The sequence below is a fragment of the Sphaerisporangium sp. NPDC005289 genome, assembly GCF_040607455.1.
GTDB classification, from domain to species: domain Bacteria; phylum Actinomycetota; class Actinomycetes; order Streptosporangiales; family Streptosporangiaceae; genus Sphaerisporangium; species Sphaerisporangium rhizosphaerae.
On record NZ_JBEXGS010000001.1, the window covers coordinates 498,434 to 514,896 of the forward strand.

Sequence of the window (16,463 nt, forward strand, 5' to 3'; positions counted from 1 at the left end):
CCTAGGCGCGGCCGGCGGCGGCGGTGTCAGCGGGGGCGGCGTCCGGGAGAGTTCACCAGCGGCCTGAGCGGGTGAGCAGGACAGCCGCGGCGGCGACGCCGGCGGTCGAGGTGCGCAGCACGGTCGGGCCGAGCAGGGCAGGAGCGGCGCCGGCCTCCTGGAACCGCTTGATCTCCTCGTCGGTGATGCCGCCCTCGGGACCGACCACCACCACCATGTCGCCGCTCGCCGGCGGCTCCAGGCGCGACAGCGGCACGACGGCCTCCTCGTGCAGGACGGCCGCCGCGGCGGCGCCGCGCAGCAGTGCCGCCACCTCGGCCGTGCTCGCCTGCTCGGCGACCTCGGGCAGGTGGAACCGCCGGGCCTGCTTGGCGGCCTCGCGGGCCGTGGAGCGCCAGCGCGCCAGCGACTTGGCGGCGCGCTCGCCCTTCCACTGGGTGACGCACCGGGCCGCGGCCCACGGGACGATGACGTCCACGCCCGCCTCGGTCATCATCTCGACCGCCAGCTCGCCCCGCTCGCCCTTGGGCAGCCCCTGGACGACGACCAGGCGCGGGTCGGGCGCGGGCACCACGCGGCGGCCGACGACCTCCAGCCGCAGAAAGTCCTTCCCGGCGTCGCGCACGGCGCACTCGGCCACCGCGCCCGCGCCGTCGGTCAGGTCGACCCGTTCGCCCGCCCTCAGCCGCCGCACGGTGGCGGCGTGCCGCCCCTCGGGGCCGCCGAGGACGATCTCGTCACCGGACAGGTCATCGGCCAGGAAAACCGGGACGCTCATCGGCCGTTAAAAGCGTCCCGGAGGCGTGAGAAGAAGCCCTGCTGGCCGGGCGCGAACTTGCCCGGCGGGCGCTCTTCGCCACGCAGCTTGGACAGCTCCTTGAGCAGCTCCTCCTGGGCGGCGTCCAGCTTGGTGGGGGTCTCGACGTTCACGTGGATCAGCAGGTCGCCCCTGCCGGTCTCGTTGAGCCGCTGGATGCCCCGCCCGTACAGCGGGATGACCTGACCCGACTGGGTGCCGGGGCGCACGTCCAGCTCTTCGGCCCCATCGAGCGTCTGCACGGTGAGGATAGTGCCGAGCGCCGCCGCGGTCATCGGGATCTGCACCGTGCAGTGCAGGTCGTCGCCGCGCCGCTCGAACGTGTCGTGCGGGCGCTCGACGATCTCGAGGAACAGGTCGCCGGGCGGGCCGCCGCCGGGGCCGACCTCGCCCTCGCCGGCGAGCTGGATGTGGGTGCCGTCCTCGACGCCGGCCGGGATGCGGACCTTGATCGTGCGCCGGGTGCGCACCCGCCCGTCGCCGGAGCACTCCTGGCACGGGTGGTGGATGACCGAGCCGAACCCGCCGCACTGGGGGCAGGGCCTGGCGGTCATCACCTGGCCGAGGAACGACCGGGTGACCTGGGAGATCTCGCCGCGGCCGTGGCACATGTCGCAGGTGTCGGGATGGGTGCCGGCCGCCGCGCCCGACCCCTGGCACACCTCGCACAGCACGGCGGTGTCCACGACCAGCTCGCGCGTGGTGCCGAACGCCGACTCGGCCAGGTCGAGCTCGACCCGGATGGTGGCGTTGCGCCCGCGCCTGGCCCGCGAACGGGGGCCGCGCGCGCCGCCTCCGCCGCCGAAGAAGGCGTCCATGATGTCGCTGAACGGGAACCCCGCGCCGAAGCCCGCCGCGCCGGGGCCGGCCGCTCCGGCGCCGCCGAAGGGATCGGCGCCGAGATCGAACATCTGGCGCTTGCTCGGGTCCGACAGGACCTCGTACGCCTGATTGATCTCCTTGAAGCGCTCCTGCGTCTCGGGATCGGGGTTGATGTCAGGGTGGAGCTCACGTGCGAGGCGGCGATACGCCTTCTTGATCTCGTCCTGAGTGGCGTCACGGCGCACCCCGAGGATGCCGTAATAGTCGCGGGCCACTTAGGATCCCGCCAGGATCTGGCCGACATAGCGTGCCACTGCGCGCACCGCTCCCATCGTCACCGGGTAGTCCATTCGCGTCGGGCCCAGCACTCCGAGCCGGGCCAGTTCATTGTCGCCCGAACCGTACCCGGCGGCGACGATCGAGGTGCCGTGAAGCCCGGAGTAGGGGTTCTCCGAGCCGATGCGCACGGTCAGGGCGGAGTGGTCGTTCGCCTCGCCGAGCAGGCGCATGAGCACGACCTGCTCCTCCAGCGCCTCGAGCACCTCACGCAGGCCGACGCTGAAGTCGCCCGCGAGATTCGCCGCGCCGGCGAAGACGATCTTCTCGTCGTGCCGCTCGACCAGGGTCTCCAGCAGGACCGACAGGATCGTCGTCGCCATCGGCCGGTCGCCCTCGGGCAGCCGTTCGGGAAGGTCGGCGACCGTCTCGGCCACCCGGCCGAGCCTGCACCCGTCGAGGCAGGCGTTCAGCAACGCCCGCAGGTGGGCGACCTGGTCGTCGGCCACCACGTCCGGCAGGTCGACGACCCGCTGCTCGACGCGGCCGGTGTTGGTGATCACCACGAGCATGATGCGCCGCTCGGCCAGCGGCACCAGCTCGACGTGCCGGACCGTCGAGCGGATGAGCGACGGGTACTGCACCACGGCCACCTGGCGGGTCAGCTGCGCCAACAGCCGCACGGTGCGGGTCACGACGTCGTCGAGATCGACGGCGCCCGCCAGGAACGTCTCGATCGCACGGCGCTCGGCGGCCGACAGCGGCTTGATCTGGGACAGCCGGTCGACGAACAACCGGTAGCCCTTGTCGGTGGGGACCCGCCCCGCGCTGGTGTGGGGTTGTGTGATGTAGCCCTGCTCCTCGAGCACGGCCATGTCGTTGCGCACGGTGGCGGGCGAGACCCCCAGATTGTGACGCTCCGCCAATGCCTTCGACCCGACCGGCTCGTTGGTGGACACGAAATCCTCGACAACGGCGCGCAGAACGGCCAGCTTGCGTTCATCGAGCAACGTGCTCACCTCCCTGCCTCGCGTTCGTGCCTGCGTAAACGCCTCGTCTGGCACTCAGTGTTCCCGAGTGCCAAGTGTACGGCCATGGGCCTCAGGGTGCGATAACTCAGACCGCACCACCCTCCCCACTCTCCCGCGAATCGGCCCCACTCCGCCCATCCGCCGACTTCCCTCCACCGCCGGACGAATGGAGCACGTGCCGGGCGGCCGGATGCCCGGGCGGTGACAAGTGGGTTGCTATTCGCCGGCAAGTCATCTGATCCAGACTCGGTTCATGAGCGAGAACGATCCCCGCCTGACCGACGCGACGAGGCGACCGCCGCGTCCGGGCTCCCCGGGTCCGCAGGTCACGCCTCCGCCGCAGAGCGCTCCGCCCGGCTCGGGCCCCGGCCCGCACGGCCCCGCCTCCGGCGGCCCGCCGTACGGCGCTCCCGCCGGGCCCTCACCCTACGGCCCGCCCGCCGGGTCCTCCCCCTACGGCCCGCCCGCCGGCGGGCCGTACGGCGTCCCAGGCGGCCCCTCGCACGGCGGGCCCTCCTATGGCGGGCCTTCGTACGGGGGCCCCTCCTATGGCGGGCCCGCGTCCGAGGCGGCGCACCCGCTCTACGCCTCCCCCGCGCCCGCCGCGCCCGGACCGGTGCGGCCGCGGGTGCTGTGGATCGTGCTCGCCTGGCTCGTCGCGGTGATCTGCGGCGTCGTGGGCATCGTGGGTTTCGCCGGCGGCCTGTTCAAGACCATCACCGACGCGGCGCCCACACAGACCTTCCAGAGCGGCGGCAGCGTGTCGGTCCCCATGGACCCGAAGGACAAGCCCATCCTGTACGCCTCCGCGTCCGGGCCCACCGACATCAACTGCCTCGCCGTGGACGGCGCCGGCAAGAAGGTCGATCTCACCTCGCCCAAGGCGTCCCAGACGGTGTCCGCCGACGGCCGGGTGTGGGAGGCCGTGTTCGACATCGGCGTGCCCGCCGCGGGCACCTACAAGGTGAGCTGCCAGGCCGAGGCCGGCAAGCAGGTGCTGTTCGGGGTCGGCAAGTCGCTGACCGCCGACACCGGCGCCCTCGCCGGAGGCGTGGCCTCGCTGTTCCTGATCCCGCTGGCCGGGTTCCTGCTCGCGGTCGTCACCACGATCGTCGTCCTGGTGCGGCGCGGCCGGAACCGCAAGCGGCAGGCGGCGGCCGCCGCCCCCTACGGCGGCGCGTGGCCGCAGGGCGCACCGCCACAGGCATGATCTTTGCTAGCGTGCCCAGGTATGCGGGACTACGGACGGGACGTGCTGGCCGGAGACTGGCGGAGGCCGCTGCGCGGCAAGATCCCCAAGGTCCCGGCCGAGCTCGACCTCGTGGTGGAGGACGCCGAGGGGGGCTTCTGCGGCGCCGTGGTGGCCTGTGACAAGGAGGCCGTCACCCTGGAGGACCGCTTCGGGCGGCGGCGGGTGTTCCCGTTGGCGCCCGCCGCGTTCCTGCTGGAGGGCAGGCCGGTGACGCTGGTGCGACCGGCGCCGGAGGCCGCGTCCACGGGGCCCGGCCGCAGCGCGTCCGGGTCGATCGCCGTCGAGGGGCTGCGGGCGCGTGTCGCCCGCGAGAGCCGCATCTACGTCGAAGGGGTGCACGACGCGTCCCTCGTGGAGAAGATCTGGGGCCACGACCTGCGGGTGGAGGGCGTCGTCGTCGAGTACCTCGAGGGCGTGGACGACCTGCCCGCCATCGTGGCCGAGTTCGAGCCCGGCCCGGGACGGCGCCTCGGCGTGCTGGTCGACCATCTGGTCCCCGGGTCCAAGGAGAGCCGCATCGCCGCCCAGGTCTCCTCTCCGCACGTGCTCGTCGTCGGGCACCCCTTCGTGGACATCTGGGCCGCCGTCAAGCCGTCCGCCGCCGGCATCCGCGCCTGGCCGGAGGTCCCGCGCGGGATCCCGTGGAAGGAAGGCGTGATCGAGGCCCTGGGCTGGCGGCTGGAACCGGCGGATGCCTGGCGCCGCATTCTCGGCGCTGTCCGGACTTACACTGACCTCGAGCCGGAGCTTCTGGGCCGGGTAGAGGAGCTGATCGACTTCGTGTCGACCGAGGAGACGCCATGAGCCACCCTCCGAACGACCCCGAGACCAACGCCCCTCACCCCCGCTCCGATCCCCCCACCACACCGGCCGACCCCCTCGACTCCGAACTCCCCACCACCCCGGCCCCCCACCCGGACTTCGAGCCCCCCGCCGACCGGCCTGGCGAGGTGCCCTCCGCCGCCCCACCGGCCAAGGACCGCGAGTCCGAACCTCCCGGCGCCTCCGCCGAACCCCCCACCTTCGAACCACCCGCCACGCCCGTCCAGCAGTCCGGCTCCGAACCGCCCTCGGTCCGGCACACCGATGCCGAGTCGGCCGCCGATGCCCCGCTCCAGCAACCCGGCTTCGAGCCCCCCGCCGACCAGGCCGGCGACGTGTCCTCCGACGCCACGTCGGCCAAGGACCGCGTGTCCGAACCTCCCGGGGCCCCCGCCTTCGAACCGCCCGCCACGCCCGTCCAGGAGTCTGGGATCGTGTCCTCCGCCACGCCGGCCGACCGCCCTCGCGACGAGCCCGCCGGGTACGGCGCGGAGCACCGGGACACCGGCGCCGCCGAGCACGGGTACGCGCCACCCGCGCCCTACCAGGCGGCGGCATACGAGCAGCCCGGTTACGAGCAACACGGCTACGGACAGCCCGGTTACGGACAGCCTGGTTACGGACAGCCCGGTTATGGGCAGCCCGGCTACGGACAGCCGGGGTATGGGCCGGCGGGGTACCCGGGCGGGCCGCACGTCCCTGGCAGGTTCGGGCCGCGCCCGGGGTCGGACGACACGACCCTGGCGATGCTCGCCCACCTGCTCGGCCTGCTGACCTCCTTCCTCGGCCCGCTCATTCTGTACCTGGTCAAGAAGGATGAGTCGCCCTACGTCCGCGACCAGGCGGCCGAGGCGCTGAACTTCCAGATCACGCTCTTCATCGCCTACGCGGTCTCCGCCGTCCTGGTTCTGGTGATCATCGGAATACTGCTGATGATCGTCGTCGGCATCGGCTCGCTGATCTTGATGATCATGGCGGCGGTGGCGGCCAACCGCGGCGAGAACTACCGCTACCCCTTCAACATCCGCTTCATCAGCTGACTCCTGCCGAATGGCTGATCGCCCGCTGTGCCCCGAGTCGCCCTTCAGTGCACATGCCTGCCCCTCGCCGGTCAGGTGAGGTCTCGGATGAGGGCGTCGGCCAGCAGGCGACCCTTGAGGGTGAGCACGGCTCGGCCGCGGGTGAAGGGCTCGGGTTGCAGCAGGCCGTCCGCCAGGGCGCGGGCGACGGCCGGGCGGGCGGGCGGCGCGATCTCGGCGAGGGGGAAGCCGGAGTCGAGGCGCAGTTCGAGCATCAGCCGCTCGACCTTCTGGTCGTCCTGTGACAGCACCTCGCGCGCGTGACCCGGCGATGCGCCCGCCGCCAGCCGGGAGGCGTAGGCCGCCGGGTGCTTGACGTTCCACCAGCGCGTGCCGCCGACGTGACCATGCGCGCCAGGACCCACGCCCCACCAGTCGCCGCCGGTCCAGTAGAGGAGGTTGTGGCGGCAGCGCGCCTGCTCGGAAGCGGCCCAGTTGGACACCTCGTACCACGAGAAGCCGGCCTGCGACAGCATCTCGTCGGCGATGACGTAACGGTCGGCGGCCACGTCGTCATCGGGCATGGGCAGCTCGCCCCTGCGGATGCGCGCGGCCAGGCGGGTGCCGTCCTCGACGATCAGCGAGTACGCCGAGACGTGGTCGGGCCGCGCCTCGATGGCCGCGGCCAGGGACGCGCGCCAGTCGTCGTCGGTCTCGCCCGGCGTGCTGTAGATGAGGTCGAGGTTGACGTGCGCGAACCCGGCGTCGCGGGCCTCGCGCACGGCCTGGGCCGGGCGGCCGGGGGTGTGCCTCCGGTCCAGGACGGTGAGCACGTGCTCGGCCGCGCTCTGCATGCCGAAGCTGACGCGGGTGAACCCGCCGGCGCGCAGCCGCTCGAGGGAGGCGGGATCGACCGACTCGGGGTTGGCCTCGGTGGTGACCTCGGCGCCCGGCGCCAGCCCGAACTCGCCGTCGATCACCCGGAGGATCTCGGTGAGATCGCGGGCGGGCAGCAACGTCGGCGTGCCGCCGCCGAAGAAGACGGTCTCCACCGCGAGCTCGGCCTCACCCAGGACCCTGCGGGCCAGCCGGATCTCCTCGATCGCGGTGGCGGCATAGTCGGCGCGCGAGGCCCCCGGGCCGAGCTCGGCCGCGGTGTAGGTGTTGAAGTCGCAGTAGCCGCAGCGGGTGGCGCAGAACGGCACGTGGACGTAGAACCCGAAGGGCCGCGAGCCGAGACCCTTCAGGGCTTCGGCGGGCAGCTCGCCCGAGGTGGGAACGGCGTCGCCGTCGAGAAGTACGGAAGGCACGCCCCCAGTCTGCCGCCCGCGGAGGCGTGCCCCCGCACCGCCTGTGGACAGGTCACGGACGACGCAGGAGAGATGTCCCCGATGTCCGGCCTGCCGGCCGCCGCCTGTGGACAACCGCGGGGCTCTGGGAGAAGACCGCCCCGTCGCCCCTCGCGGTGGGCGGCGGGGCGGAGGTCACTTCTTGGCGGCCTTGTCGGCGGCGCCGCCGCTCTCGGTGGAAAGGGCGGCGACGAACGCTTCCTGGGGGACCTCGACGCGGCCCACCATCTTCATGCGCTTCTTGCCTTCCTTCTGCTTCTCCAGCAGCTTGCGCTTACGGCTGATGTCACCGCCGTAGCACTTGGCGAGAACGTCCTTGCGGATGGCGCGGATGTTCTCACGGGCGATCACGCGGGCGCCGATCGCGGCCTGGATGGGCACCTCGAACTGCTGGCGCGGGATGAGGTCCTTGAGCTTCTTGGCCATCTCGACGCCGTAGGCGTAGGCCTTCTCGCGGTGGACGATGGCGCTGAAGGCGTCGACCGCCTCGCCCTGGAGCAGGATGTCGACCTTGACCAGGTCGGCCTCCTGCTCGCCGGAGGGCTCGTAGTCGAGCGAGGCGTATCCGCGGGTGCGCGACTTGAGCTGGTCGAAGAAGTCGAAGATGATCTCGCCGAGCGGCAGGGTGTAGCGGATCTCGACGCGGTCCTCCGAGAGGTAGTCCATGCCGAGCAGGGATCCGCGGCGGCTCTGGCAGAGCTCCATGATCGCGCCGATGTGGTCGGCGGGCGAGAGCAGCGTGGCCTTCACCACCGGCTCGTAGATCTCGGCGATCTTGCCGGGCGGGAACTCGGAGGGGTTGGTGACGACGTTCTCCTTGCCGTCCTCCATGATCACTCGGTAGATGACGTTGGGGGCGGTGGAGATCAGCGAGAGGTTGAACTCGCGCTCGAGCCGCTCGCGGACGATCTCCATGTGGAGCAGGCCGAGGAAGCCGCAGCGGAACCCGAAGCCCAGGGCCGCGGAGGTCTCGGGCTCGTACACCAGCGCCGCGTCGTTCAGCCGCAGCTTGTCCAGGGCCTCGCGCAGCTCGGGGTAGTCGTCGCCGTCGATGGGGTAAAGACCGGAGTACACCATGGGCCTCGGGTGCTCGTACCCGCCGAGGGCCTCCTGCGCCGGGCGCGCGGTGGTGGTGACGGTGTCGCCGACGCGGGCCTGCCGGACGTCCTTCACGCCGGTGATCAGGTAGCCGACCTCGCCGACGCCGAGCGACGTGGAGGGCACCGGCTCGGGCGAGATGACGCCGATCTCCAGCGTCTCGTGGGCCGCCCCGGTGGACATCATGATCGTGCGCTCGCGCTTGGAGAGCTGCCCGTCGATGACCCGGACGTAGGTGACCACGCCGCGGTAGGTGTCGTACACCGAGTCGAAGATCAGCGCCCGGGCCGGGGCGGCGGCGTCGCCGACGGGGGCCGGCACGTGCGCGACGACGTGGTCGAGCAGCTCGCGGACGCCCTCGCCGGTCTTGCCCGACACCCGCAGCACGTCCGAGGGGTCGCAGCCGATGAGGCCCGCCAGCTCCTCGGCGTACTTGTCCGGCTGGGCGGCCGGCAGGTCGATCTTGTTGAGCACCGGGATGATGTGCAGGTCGGCGTTCATCGCCAGGTAGAGGTTGGCCAGCGTCTGGGCCTCGATGCCCTGCGCGGCGTCGACCAGCAGCACCGCCCCCTCGCACGCCTCCAGCGACCGCGACACCTCGTAGGTGAAGTCGACGTGGCCGGGCGTGTCGATCATGTTGAGCACGTGCCCGTCCCAGGGCAGCCGGACGGCCTGCGACTTGATGGTGATGCCGCGCTCGCGCTCGATGTCCATGCGGTCGAGGTACTGCGCGCGCATCTGCCGGGCGTCGACCACACCGGTCAGCTGCAGCATCCGGTCGGCAAGCGTCGACTTGCCATGGTCGATGTGCGCGATGATGCAGAAGTTGCGGATCAACGCGGGGTCGGTCTGGCCAGGGTGGATGCGCACCGGGGTCCGTTTCGGCAGGATTGACGATGGATCGGGAGGCTGGCGGGCCAGCCGCCACCCATGGTGGCACGCCCGGGTGGTCACCCAGGCAGCGTCACCCGGACAGCAGATGCGCGGCAACACGCGCCCGGAGCCGCCGGCCGAATGGGCCCGCCGGCTACGCGGGCGTGTCGGTGCCGCGCTTCGCCCTCCAGTTTACCGGGCACCAAGACCGTCGAGCTCGTCACTGCGCTAGGATGACGGCGCAGGCGTATGCCATGGTCTGTCGATTTGAGGGCGGCCACGGCATGTTGGTAACCTGTTCACCTGCGTGTGGCGCGCCCTCTCTGCCCGCGCGCCCCATCCACCGACTTTCACCGAGGCTTCTTCGTGGCGAACATCAAGTCCCAGATCAAGCGCAACCGGCAGAACGAGAAGGCCCGGCTGCGCAACAAGGCCGTCAAGTCCTCCCTGAAGACGGCGGTCCGCAAGTTCCGCGAGGCCGCCGAGCAGGGCAACGCCGAGGACGCGCTCGTCCTCATGCGCGCCGCCTCGCGTCAGCTCGACAAGGCTGTCAGCAAGGGCGTCATCCACAAGAACCAGGCGGCCAACCGCAAGTCCGCCATCGCCAAGCGCGTCGCCGCTCTGCAGACCGCCGAGTGATCCGCTCGGGCATCCGCCCGAGCGATCAGGCAGTCCCGCACGTACGGGAATCCCACAACGCCGTGTCCAGGTAGGACGCGGCGTTTTGGCATGCCCGCCCTCCACCACGCGTGTACGTCCCGGGCTGTAAGCCCTGATGCCCAGACGGCTACGTCCCGGGCGTGAAGGCGGTGACGGCCGGTACGGCGTCCACGGCAAGACCGGAAGGCCGCCGCGACGGGCGTCTCACGCAGGCCGACGGTGTACGGCGTCCGCGGCACGGGCCAACCGCCATCCGCCGACGTTACACCTGGGATTGTCCCGATTTCGGTATAACACGGCCGTTGCCAGGTGATATCGGGTCCGTCACCTTCCCTTCCCCATAGCCCTTACCCCACAAAACCGCTCGTAAGGTGCATAAGACGCGAACGGCGCAGGTGGAAGGCGGGCTTCATGCGGGGGCGGACACCTTTGGTGCTGCGGCGTGCCTTCAGTGAGCCTCTGCTGTTGCTGGCGGCGTTCGGCTCGATCCTGCTGGCCACCACCACGCTGGTCGCGCTCACCATGTACGCCTCCTCCATCGCGCAGGTCGGCGTGCGCCGGGCGATGGAGACGGCCTCCCCCGACCTCACCGCGATCCGCGTCACCGCGCCCGTCCAGCAGGCGACCTACCAGCGGATCGACCGGTCGGTCCGCGACCGGCTGGCCGCGCACGTGCGGGACGGCGGCGCCGAGGTCCCGCAGCGCCTGACCTTCAGCGCCCGCTCCGACTCCTACGCCATGCCCGGGCAGGAGCGGCGCCGGCAGCCCGATCTGACCCGGTTCGGCGTCTACGACGGCATCGAACGGTCCGCCCGGCTGGTCACCGGCGCCTGGCCGCGTCCCTCGGAGACCGGGACGGTGGAGGTCGCGCTGTCCGAGCCCGCCGCCCAGGCGATGAACCTGACCGCCGGAAGCGGGTTCACCGTCGTCGGCCGGCTGGACCACAAGCCCGTGCGCGCGAAGGTGACCGGGGTCTTCCAGCTCCAGGACCCCTACTCCGACCGCTGGAACGGCGAGGACCTGCTCCGCAAGGGCACCGACCGGGGCAACTACACGACCTACGGCCCCCTGATGGTCCCGCGTGCGACCTTCCTGGCCAGGTTCACCGCCACCAGCATCGCCGCCACCTGGACCTCGGTGCCCGACCTGCGCCGCCTGCCGCCCGAGCGCCTGCGGCCGTTCGCCGCCTCGGTGTCCGCCGTCGGCGAGGACCTCCAGCGCGACTGCCGGCCCTGCACGACCTTCACCCGGCTGCCCGACATGCTCACCCAGCTCGACCAGGCCGCGCTGGTCGCCCGCTCGACCATGCTCGTGCCGGTGCTGCAACTGCTCCTGCTCGCCGCGTACGCGCTGGTGCTGACCGCGCGGCTGCTGGCCGACCACCGGCGCATGGAGATGGCGCTGCTGCGCTCGCGCGGCGCGGGCAGCCTGCGCCTGACCGTCCTCACCGGCGCCGAGGCACTGCTGGTCGCCGTCCCCTGCGCCGTCGTCGCGCCGTTCCTCGCGCCCGCGCTGCTGAGCCTGGTCAACGCGATCCCGTGGATCCAGGCGGCCGGGGTGCGCATCACCCCCCGGCCGGACGCCGCCACCTTCGCGATCGCGGCCGGCGTCGCGCTGGCCTGCGCCGTGCTGCTCGCCCTTCCCGCGCTGCGCGGCGCCCGCCGGACCTACGTCGAGGAGCAGGCGGTACGCGGCCGGGGCGAGCGGCAGGGACTGCTGGAGCGGGCCGGCGGCGACATCGCGCTGCTCGCGATCGCCGCGCTCGCGATCTGGCAGCTCCAGCACTACGGCGCCCCGGTGACCGCCACCACCGGCGGCGACCTCGGCATCGACCCGCTGATCGTCACCGGCCCGGCGCTGGCCCTGCTGTGCGGCGGGATGCTCGGGCTGCGGCTGGTGCCGCGCGTCTCCCGGCTCGCCGAACGGTTCACCTCGCGGCGTCCCGGGCTGGCGCCCGCGCTCGGCGCCTGGCAGGTGAGCCGCCGTCCGCTGCGCTACTCCGGGCCGGCCCTGCTGCTGACCATGGCGGTGGCGATCGGCGTGGTCTCGATGGCCACCGCCGCCACCTGGCGGACCTCCCAGCGGGACCAGGCCCGCCACCAGGCCGCCGCGGACCTGCGCGTGTCCGGCCCGGTTGAGGCCGCCGAGCTCGGGCCGCTCGGCCGCGGGGCCACCTACGGGGGGCTGGCCGGGGTGAGGGCCATCAGCCCCGTGTACCGGGCGGTCACCTCCTTCTCCGGCGCCAACCCCACGCTGCTCGCCGCCGACGCGGCCAAGCTGGAACGCCTGCTCATGCTGCGTCCCGACCTGTCCTCCGCCTCGGTACCGACGATCGCCGCGCGCCTGACCGCCGGACGGCCCGCGGCGCCCGGCCTGCCGCTGCCCGGCACGCCCAAAAGCCTGTCGATGACCGCGCGGTTCGGCGTGGACGTGCCCGCCGACCGGGCCGGGCACGACGGGCTGCGGATCCAGGTGCTGCTGTCGGACGCGCTCGGCGCCCACCGCGAGGTCCAGATCGGGCCGCTGCCCGCCGACGGCCGTCCCCACCCCGTCACCGTCGACCTCGCCGCCCTGGCCGGGCGGACGGGCGCTCTCAGTTACCCGCTGAACCTGCGCGGGTTCCTCATGGACGTGCCGGTGCCCGCAAGCGGCAGCGGGCTCACGCTGACGCTTTCGGGCGCGCGGACCGACACCGGCGCCCCGGTGGTCCTGCCCGAGGCGCTGCGGTGGGGCCCCGTCCTGCGCGGGGAAGGCCACGTCGACGCCTCCAAGATCACCGCCACCGGCGGCCCGGCGCTGCTCTCGCTCGCCGTCCCGGCGCCCAAGGCGCAGAAGCCGCCCCGGCAGAGCGACCCCGAGCACCTGGCCGTCGTCGCCGCGCCCGCCGCGCTACCCGCCGCCGACCTGGCCCCGCACCTGGACGGCTCCGCGGGGGCGATCTTCCGGCCGGTCCCGGTCGTGCTCACCGCCGACCTCGCCTCCGCCCAGAACCTCACCGAGGGCAGGACCGCCACCATCAACATGGAGGGCGAGCAGCTGAAGGTCCAGGTGGCGGCCATCGTCGCGTCGATGCCTGGCACGCCGGCGGGGACGCCCGCCATCCTCGCCGACCTGCCGACCATGCTCACCAGGGACGTCTTCGCCGCCCGGGTGCCGCGCGCGGCCGGAGAGTGGTGGATGGCCACCCGAGACGGCGACACCGCCGCGGCGGCGACCGAACTGGCCCACCACCCCGAATGGGACCAGACCGTGGTGGACCTCGGCTCGCTGACCCAGCGGCTGAGGGACGACCCGCTCGCCAGCGGCCTGCAAGGCGCCCTCATCCTCGGCTTCGTCGCCGCGCTGATCTTCGCCGTGCTCGGCTTCCTGGTCAACGCCGCCGTGGCGGCGCGGGAGCGGACCGCCGAGTTCGCGATCCTGCGCGCCCTCGGCATGAGCTTCCAGCAGATCTTCGGCCTGCTGGCCGTCGAGCAGACCTTCCTCATCGGGCTGTCGCTCGCGGGCGGCACGGTGCTGGCCATCGCCGTCGCGAGCCTGGTCGTCCCGCACATCGTGCTGACCGGGCAGGCGGTCTCGGTGACCCCGTCGGTACTGCTCGACATCCCCTGGCCGGCCACCGCCGCCCTGCTCGCCGTGGTCGCCGCGCTGCTGTTCGCCATCGTGGGCGGTCTCGCCCGCTCGCTCCGCCGGCAGGGTCTCGGCCGGGCACTGCGGATCGGAGAGGACCGATGAACCCGCTGCTTCTCCTCAGGGTCCACCGGGGCGCCGCGACCGTACTGGCGCTGCTGGCGCTGAGCGCGACGCTGCTGGTGTGCGCGCTGCCCCGGGCGTTCGAGCGGTCCTACGACGACGCCCTGCACGGCGTCCTGGACGACACCGCGGCCAGCCTCACCGACGTCACCGTCGAGGTGCGGGCGCCCAGCACCAGCGCGCTCGGCACTGAAAACGCCTTCGCCGCGGGCGACCGGCACTTCCGCGGCCTGCTGCCCGCCCCGGTGGCGCAGGTCATGGACCACGGACCCGGCGCCGACAGCCACTACGGGGCCAAGACCATCGGCACCCCGGTCGCGGGCCGCCTCGAAGGCGGTGCACGCCCGTACCAGTACGTCGACATGGCCTGGCTGTCCGGCGCCGACCGGCGGATCCGGTACGTGGCGGGCGCGCCGCCCGGGGCCCCGGTCACCCTCGCCCGCGTCCCCGGCCGCCCGGAGCTCACCGACGTCACGCTCTTCGAGATCGCCCTGTCCAAGCAGGCCTCCGACAAGATGGGCATCCCGATCGGCGCCACGCTCATCCTGGGCAACAGCCGTCCCTCGCTGGCACGGGTCACCGGGCTGTACCAGGCCCTGAACCCCCGCGACCGCTACTGGCAGCACAACAACGACCTGCTGACCGTGACCGTCCTGCGCCAGCCCAACTTGGACACCGAAGAGCTCTACATCACCGGCCTGACCAGCCCGCAGTCGCTGGCCAAGCTGAGCGGCGAGGCCCGGGCGCTGAGGTACCTGTGGGTCCTCGGCGTCCAGAACAGGGCGCTCACCGCCCGCAACGCCGCTCCGGTGATCGACGGCATCGGCGCATACCTGCGGACGATCGTCACCGACGCCAACGGGCCCATCACCTACGACCCGCAGATCCGCATCGCCCCCTACGACCTGGACACTGCGCTGCCGCAGGTGCTCGGAAAGTTCCTCGACCGGCTGAGCACCGCGCAGACGCTCATGTTCCTCATCCTGGGCGGCCTGATCACGGTGGCCGTCGGCGTCCTGGCCCTGGCCGTGCAACTGCTGGCCGAACGCATGCGGAGCGGCCTCACCCTGGCCCGGGCCCGCGGCGCGTCGCTGCGCCAGATCGTCCTCACCGGCACCGGCGCCGTCAGCCTGGCGCTGGTCCCCTCGGTGCTGGCCGGCTACTGCCTGACGTTCGCCTTCCCCGGGCCCGCCACGCCGATCGTGCACGTCGGCCCGCTGCTGATCACCCTGGTCACGATCGCGTTCACCGCCGCCCGCCTGGCCGCCGGCCACCGCAGTCCGATCGAGGACCGCCGCGACGACGTGGTCGCGCGCCGCCCGTCCCCGCGCCGGATCGCCCTCGAGGTCGTGGTGGTCGTGCTCGCCCTGGCCGGCGCCTACCTGCTGCGCACCCGCGGGCTCACCACCCAGGCGCTGCGGCAGGGCGCCGACCCGTTCCTCATGCTCGTGCCCGCCGCGCTCACCGTCGCCGCCGCCCTCATCACGCTGCGCTGCTACCCCTACCCGCTGCGGCTGATCGTCTGGGCCGCCGCCCGTGCGCGCTCCGCCGTCCCGTTCGTCGGGCTGACCCTGGCGGCCCGCGCCAGATCGGTCACCTCGCTGCCCGTGCTGATCCTGCTGCCCGCGCTGACCGTCTCGGTGTACGGAGCGGTCGTCGGCGGCGCGCTGGAGCAGACGCAGCGGCTGGCCGCCTGGCAGGCCACCGGGGCCGCCGCCCGGGTGGAGGCGTCCGCCGAACTGCCCGCCGACGTCGTCGAACGGGTCCGCCGCGTGCCCGGCGTTCAGCAGATCCTCCCCGCGGACAAGGGCATCGCCCAGGTCGGCCTCGGCGGCAGGACGGCGACCGTCGTGGCCGTCGACCTCGACGCCTACCGGCGCATCCTGGCCGGAAGCCCGCTGGACCCCCCGCACGCCGCGCCCGGCCTGCCGGGCGCCGCCATCCCCGCCCTCGTCTCACCCGACCTGGCCGGCATGAGCTCCTTCGAGATCGGCTGGCACGTCCGCATGAAGCTCACCAAGGCTGGCGTCATCCGCGAAGGGCTCCCCGGCGTGAGCTTCACGGTGAACAACCTGATCGTGGTGCCCTACGACGCCTCGAAGCGGGCCGGGTTCCGCACCTTCACCACCATGCTGCTCATCGCCGGCCAGGACATCGACGGCGCCAAGCTGAAAGCGGCCACGGGCAACCGTCGCGACATCCTGGTGTCCACCTTCGACGAGTCGCTGCGCCAGGTCACCGCGACGCCGCTCGCCGGCACGATCATGACCAGCTTCCGCGTCGTGACCGCCGCCCTGGCCGTGTACGCGCTGCTCACCGTCATCATCGCGCTGGTGATCGGCGCCGCCGAGCGGGCCCGCGCCCTTTCCTACCTGCGCACCCTCGGCCTGTCCGAACGCCAGGCGTCCGCCCTGACCGTCCTGGAGATCACCCCGTTGATCCTGCTCACCGCGTGCGCCGGGCTGCTGCTCGGCCTCGCGCTGCCCGCCGCGCTCGGGCCTGCCATCGACCTCAGCGCCTACGCCGGCGCCCTGACCGTCGGCGACTACCGGCTCAGCCCCACCACACCCGTCCTGCTCGCCGCCGGACTGGCCGCCGTGTCCGTGCTGGGCGCGTTCCTGCACGCGAGGTTCGGCGCCCACCGCTCCCTCGGCTCGGCCCTGCGAGTGGGCGAATGACCGCCACACCGACACC

General features: G+C 72.7%; 11 protein-coding genes. 6 read left to right on the forward strand and 5 right to left on the reverse strand.

Features of this window, described 5'->3' with window-relative positions; genetic code table 11:
* Positions 1-52 precede the first annotated feature (52 nt).
* From ABZT47_RS01905 to hrcA, 3 genes are read right to left on the reverse strand one after another with little or no spacing between them, the layout of a single operon-like run.
* Positions 53-778 (reverse strand): 16S rRNA (uracil(1498)-N(3))-methyltransferase, encoded by a 726-nt coding sequence (locus tag ABZT47_RS01905; protein WP_354835045.1) that lies wholly within the window; start codon positions 776-778, stop codon positions 53-55.
* Entirely contained in the window at positions 775-1,914 is a 1,140-nt protein-coding gene (dnaJ, locus tag ABZT47_RS01910) for a molecular chaperone DnaJ (protein ID WP_354835047.1), read from the reverse strand. The genes ABZT47_RS01905 and dnaJ overlap by 4 nt, the downstream gene beginning before the upstream one ends.
* The gene (hrcA, locus tag ABZT47_RS01915) at positions 1,915-2,925 is read right to left on the reverse strand and encodes a heat-inducible transcriptional repressor HrcA (protein ID WP_354835049.1); all 1,011 of its coding nucleotides are present in this window, start codon (positions 2,923-2,925) and stop codon (positions 1,915-1,917) included.
* A 274-nt stretch (positions 2,926-3,199) separates the two neighbouring features.
* Between hrcA and ABZT47_RS01920 the strand changes: the two genes are divergently transcribed.
* Genes ABZT47_RS01920 through ABZT47_RS01930 form a run of 3 tightly spaced genes read left to right on the forward strand, consistent with a single transcriptional unit; the run spans position 3,200 to position 6,060 of the window.
* The gene (locus ABZT47_RS01920; protein WP_354835051.1) at positions 3,200-4,156 is read left to right on the forward strand and encodes a hypothetical protein; all 957 of its coding nucleotides are present in this window, start codon (positions 3,200-3,202) and stop codon (positions 4,154-4,156) included.
* Between the two features lie 21 nt (positions 4,157-4,177).
* Positions 4,178-5,002: a DUF3097 domain-containing protein gene (locus ABZT47_RS01925; protein WP_354835053.1), complete on the forward strand. Its 825-nt coding sequence runs from the start codon at positions 4,178-4,180 to the stop codon at positions 5,000-5,002.
* Positions 4,999-6,060 (forward strand): DUF4870 domain-containing protein, encoded by a 1,062-nt coding sequence (locus tag ABZT47_RS01930; protein WP_354835055.1) that lies wholly within the window; start codon positions 4,999-5,001, stop codon positions 6,058-6,060. Before ABZT47_RS01925 ends, ABZT47_RS01930 begins: the two co-directional genes overlap by 4 nt.
* A gap of 71 nt (positions 6,061-6,131) precedes the next feature.
* Here the strand turns inward: ABZT47_RS01930 and hemW are convergent, their stop codons facing one another.
* On the reverse strand, positions 6,132-7,349 hold the full coding sequence (hemW, locus tag ABZT47_RS01935; protein ID WP_354835057.1) for a radical SAM family heme chaperone HemW: 1,218 nt from the start codon (positions 7,347-7,349) through the stop codon (positions 6,132-6,134).
* A gap of 174 nt (positions 7,350-7,523) precedes the next feature.
* Positions 7,524-9,350, reverse strand: coding sequence for a translation elongation factor 4 (lepA, locus tag ABZT47_RS01940; RefSeq protein ID WP_354835447.1), 1,827 nt, complete (start codon positions 9,348-9,350; stop codon positions 7,524-7,526).
* Between the two features lie 375 nt (positions 9,351-9,725).
* Here lepA and rpsT point away from each other — a divergent pair, with 375 nt between their 5' ends.
* The 3 genes from rpsT to ABZT47_RS01955 all read left to right on the forward strand — a co-directional run bounded on the left by rpsT (position 9,726) and on the right by ABZT47_RS01955 (position 16,447).
* Entirely contained in the window at positions 9,726-9,998 is a 273-nt protein-coding gene (rpsT, locus tag ABZT47_RS01945; RefSeq protein WP_354835059.1) for a 30S ribosomal protein S20, read from the forward strand.
* 432 nt (positions 9,999-10,430) lie between these two features.
* Positions 10,431-13,751 (forward strand): FtsX-like permease family protein, encoded by a 3,321-nt coding sequence (locus ABZT47_RS01950; protein WP_354835061.1) that lies wholly within the window; start codon positions 10,431-10,433, stop codon positions 13,749-13,751.
* Entirely contained in the window at positions 13,748-16,447 is a 2,700-nt protein-coding gene (locus tag ABZT47_RS01955) for an FtsX-like permease family protein (RefSeq protein WP_354835063.1), read from the forward strand. Before ABZT47_RS01950 ends, ABZT47_RS01955 begins: the two co-directional genes overlap by 4 nt.
* Positions 16,448-16,463: the final 16 nt, after the last annotated feature.

What these genes read in the sequence shown, in the direction of transcription:
- ABZT47_RS01905 (WP_354835045.1), bottom strand. Translation starts at nt 778, where the DNA reads ATGAGCGTCCCGGTTTTCCTGGCCGATGACCTGTCCGGTGACGAGATC.
- ABZT47_RS01955 (WP_354835063.1), top strand. Translation starts at nt 13,748, where the DNA reads ATGAACCCGCTGCTTCTCCTCAGGGTCCACCGGGGCGCCGCGACCGTA.
- ABZT47_RS01925 (WP_354835053.1), top strand. Translation starts at nt 4,178, where the DNA reads ATGCGGGACTACGGACGGGACGTGCTGGCCGGAGACTGGCGGAGGCCG.
- ABZT47_RS01950 (WP_354835061.1), top strand. Translation starts at nt 10,431, where the DNA reads ATGCGGGGGCGGACACCTTTGGTGCTGCGGCGTGCCTTCAGTGAGCCT.
- ABZT47_RS01930 (WP_354835055.1), top strand. Translation starts at nt 4,999, where the DNA reads ATGAGCCACCCTCCGAACGACCCCGAGACCAACGCCCCTCACCCCCGC.
- ABZT47_RS01920 (WP_354835051.1), top strand. Translation starts at nt 3,200, where the DNA reads ATGAGCGAGAACGATCCCCGCCTGACCGACGCGACGAGGCGACCGCCG.